The sequence below is a fragment of the Arthrobacter sp. Cr_A7 genome, from assembly GCF_029222765.1.
In the GTDB taxonomy this organism is placed as follows: Bacteria; Actinomycetota; Actinomycetes; order Actinomycetales; family Micrococcaceae; genus Arthrobacter.
The window spans coordinates 1-3,986 of the sequence record NZ_JARHXQ010000284.1 but is presented as its reverse complement, the minus strand read 5'-3'; the positions used below and the strand labels follow the sequence as shown (position 1 = coordinate 3,986).

3 protein-coding genes are annotated in these 3,986 nt (G+C 63.4%); all 3 read left to right on the top strand.

The genetic code is table 11. The features are described 5' to 3' along the window. Window positions 1-54 precede the first annotated feature (54 nt). Window positions 55-1,269, top strand: coding sequence for a tyrosine-type recombinase/integrase (locus P2Q66_RS16850; RefSeq protein ID WP_275729970.1), 1,215 nt, complete (start codon window positions 55-57; stop codon window positions 1,267-1,269). A gap of 197 nt (window positions 1,270-1,466) precedes the next feature. Then, entirely contained in the window at window positions 1,467-3,695 is a 2,229-nt protein-coding gene (locus tag P2Q66_RS16845; RefSeq protein ID WP_275729968.1) for a site-specific integrase, read from the top strand. Between the two features lie 86 nt (window positions 3,696-3,781). Then, the coding region (locus P2Q66_RS16840; RefSeq protein WP_275729966.1) for a hypothetical protein at window positions 3,782-3,986 on the top strand (205 nt) is incomplete at its 3' end.

The following is a 3,986-nucleotide window of genomic DNA, read 5'->3' as shown; positions in this document are numbered from 1 at the left end:
TAAGTGCACGGTTAACGACGCGTGTCGCCGGTGCTTGAGGAGATCTTGGGCGGGATGCTTTTTGTCGTGGATCTTACGAATCATGTCTCTGCCCCGCGCAGGATGGAGGGCCTGACCGTTGCAGAAGTCGGGCGGGTCGCTACTCGCCCTGGTATCCCGGGGTTCGTGATTGTGGATCCGGCGGGTGTGGAGTTTGCTCCTGCGACGGATTACTTCCTGGAGCTTGTTGCCAGCGACTATTCGCCCCGGACGGTGCGGACCTATGCTTTGTCTTTGCTCCGTTTCCTTCGGTTTTTGTGGGCAGTCGGGGTCAGGTGGGATCAGGCCAGCGCCCTTGAGGCGCGGGACTTTGTGTTGTGGGCCCGTCAGGTTGAGAAGTTCGTGGGGAACCGCAGCGAGCCGGAGCGGCGGCCGAGCCGGAACCTGGTTACGGGCAAGAGGCATCCCGGGATGCGCTACTCCTCGGCGACGATCAACCACACCACGACTGTCTGTAAGGCCTTTTATGCTTACCAGCTGCGGCAGGGCCGGGGCCCTGTCGTGAACCCTTTTGACCTGCGCCGCGGCCGTGCGCACGCGCATCATGATCCTGGCCGGGACTTTGCGTTGGTCCGGCGTCAGCCGTTGCGTCAGCGGGAGGCGCGGAGGGTGCCTCGGTCGATCCCGGATGAGCGGTTCAATGACCTGTTCCGGCGGTTGCGCTCGAACAGGGACCGGGCGCTGGTGGCCTTCTATGTCAGCAGCGGTGCGCGGGCCAGCGAGCTTCTCGGACTTACGGGTGACCGGATTAACGTCGGTGATCAGCTGATCGGTGTTTACCGCAAGGGCGGTCAGTTGCAGTGGCTTCCTGCCGCGCCGGATGCCTTCGTTTGGCTTCGGCTCTACCAGTTGGAAGCTGGCGTGGCCGGGGCAGATGAGCCGGTCTGGCTGACATTGCGCGGCGAACCACGTCCACTGGGCTATGAGGCCATGCGGGCGGTCCTGAAGCGATGCAATGGTTCGCTGGGGGCGAACTGGACGCTGCACGACCTGCGGCACACGTTCGCGATCCGTGCCCTGGAAGGAGGCATGGGCCTTCACGAGGTCCAGGAATTGTTGGGGCACAAGTCGTTGGACACGACCACTGTTTACTCCACCCCGCACATGGACGACGTCATTGCGCACTACCGCACCAAGATCACCACCAGGTCCCCGGTTGCCGAGAACACGGCACCGGTCGGCCAGCGCTATAACCCTGATGAGTTGAGCGTGCTTTGGGGGAACCAGTGACCGCGGCGGGTCGTAGTATCCAGACCGGACGGCGGAGCTGGAACGATCTCACCCCTTTGCCGCCGCTGGAGCAAGAGCCTCCGTCACCGTCGGACATCCCCCAGGGTCCGCTGGCGGGGGCAAGCATTCAGGACATCATTGACCAGCTCGAGCAGTGTGGTCGGTACTGGCCCAGGGCAGAACGCCACCGGGCACGAATGCGGCGGATCCTGCGGCATCTGGATCAGTTGCCGGGTGAAACCTGGCAGGACCGTTGGACGCTGTTTGAGAGCCAAACTGGGCCTGACACCCTCACGTGGCGGACCACGATCAACGGGGCCGCTACTAAGAACGCGGAGAACAAGAATGAGATCGAAGCGCTCAACGCCGCGATGGGCCCGATACTGGCGATGGACGTCTTCCGTCCGTCCCATCGCTGGCTTGCCGGCCAGCGGTTTGCCTTCTTGAAAGCACTCAGCCGTTTCCGGGATCCCGCCAATACCGCCAAAATCGAACAGGCCCTGATAGACGCGAAGGTCTCCCCGGTGCAGGCAAACAACGGGCTGCTCACCCTTGGCCGCGTCCAGGCCCACACCGGCAAGTCGATCCGGCAACTCACAGCCGAAGACATCCTCGAGCACAGCACGCAGCTGCCGGGAAGGCTGATCAATCTCAGCCGGAGCGGTTTGAACGCCATATGGCCCGTCCTGCACGGCCTGGGATGGATCAGCCACGAATCCCAGGACATGCCATCACGGCGGCGGGTCGGACAACGAACCGTCGAGGAAATGGTCGACTACTCCGGAATTACCGGGCCATGCCGCGAACCCCTCATCCACTACCTGCAGATCCGGTCCGCCGCGCTGGACTACTCCTCGCTCTCTGGCCTGGCCAGGAACCTGACCGGTGTCTTCTTCGCGGACATCCTGAAGCACCACCCAGACCAAAGCTCCTTCGCGCTGACCCAGCAGCAGGCCGAGGCTTGGAAGACCAGGAGCCGAGTGAATCCAGACGGGAGTACGCGCCGCGGTCACCACGGCATCTACTACGCGGTCCGCGCGTTCTACCTCGACATCAGTCAGTGGGCACTCGAAGACGCATACTGGGCCCAGTGGGCTGCCCCGAGCCCGATTACTTACGCAGAGACCCGGGGTTATCTCAAACAGCGGCGAGCCACCACCGCGACGATGCAGCAACGCACCCGCGAACTGGCTCCGGTGTTGCCCCGAATGGTTGAGACAGCCGAGCAGGCGCTGCGCGACGCGGAAGCAGCCCTGACCGCTGCCCTCGCCGCGGGCGCCGGGAACACCATCGACGTGGACGGCCGGGCATGGGAAGTCTTTCGCCGCAGTGAAGATGCGCCGGTGCGGATACGCCGCAACGGCGAAGACCGCGACCTGTCCTTCGAAGAGGACAACGCCTTCTGGACCTGGGCCCTTGTCGAGACCCTCCGCCATACCGGCGCCCGGATCGAGGAAGTCCTCGAACTCGTGCACATGAGCATCCAGCCCTATAAGCTCCCGGCGACCGGTGAGACCATCCCGCTGCTGCACTTCGCCCCAAGCAAGACCGACACCGAGCGTCTGATGGTGGCCAGCCCCGAGCTGGTGCACATCCTCTACCGCGTGCTCTCCCGAGTCACCCAGCCACAAACGGGCAGCGTGCCCCTGACGCAGCGCTGGGACCCGGGCGAGAAAGTGCTCAGCTCACCCATGCCTCACCTGTTTGTCCGCCGCTACGGGGCCGGGCCCCTCCGGGTCATGTCCACGGCCACCATCGCAGCCCTGCTCAACGACCTGGCAGAGCGCGCAAACATCAAGGTCGGCGGCGCCCGGGTCAGATTCACCCCGCACGACTTCCGCCGCATCTTCGCGACCGAAGCCCTGGCCAGCGGACTGCCACCCCACATCGTTCAAGTCCTGATGGGGCACGCCAGCCTGGCGACAACCCAGGGATACGCAGCGATCTATCCCCAGGACATCATCCGGCACCACCGCACCTTCATTGAAAAACGACGCGTCACCCGGCCGACCGAGGAATATCGCGAACCCACCGCCGCAGAATGGGACGAATTCGAAGCCCACTTCGTCCAGCGCAAACTCAGCCTCGGCAGCTGCGGACGCGCCTACGGCACCGGCTGCCAACACGAACACGCCTGCCTGCGCTGCGCACTCCTCCGCCCCGACCCCACCCAAATCGACCGGCTTCAGGACATCATCGACAACCTCCGGGAGCGCATCACCGAGGCCAAGCAACACGGCTGGCTCGGAGACGTCGAAGGCCTGCGCGTAACCCTCAACAGCGCCGAGATGAAACTCGCGCAAATGTATAAGCTGCGCAGCCAACACCAAGGAGGAACCGTCGAACTCGGAACTCCCAGAGTCCGGAATACAAGAACCCCTGACCAGAATGGAGTCCCAGACCTCGACCTCGACTATCGAACGTGACAGCATGAGGAGTAGCTCCGGCAGTGGCGGCAACCGCGAAACAACGAACGCGCGCCAAGAGCCCGGCCGCATTGAGGGATCCCATCATGGAAGATCCACGACTCACGGCACGACATCTCATTGAACTGGACGAGGGCTACCTTCACGATCTGTGGTTGAAGTACTGGGGCAACGGCGGTAACGCCCAGTTTCTCGAGTTCGACGCCTTCGTCCAGGACCTGAACCAGCAGGACGACTTCGACTTACGAATTCTCGGTTGGGCAGTCGAAGAAGTACTGGATCAAGCCCACC

Coding starts and splice junctions, on each gene's coding strand:
- P2Q66_RS16850 (WP_275729970.1), top strand. CDS start 55: ATGCTTTTTGTCGTGGATCTTACGAATCATGTCTCTGCCCCGCGCAGG.
- P2Q66_RS16845 (WP_275729968.1), top strand. CDS start 1,467: ATGCGGCGGATCCTGCGGCATCTGGATCAGTTGCCGGGTGAAACCTGG.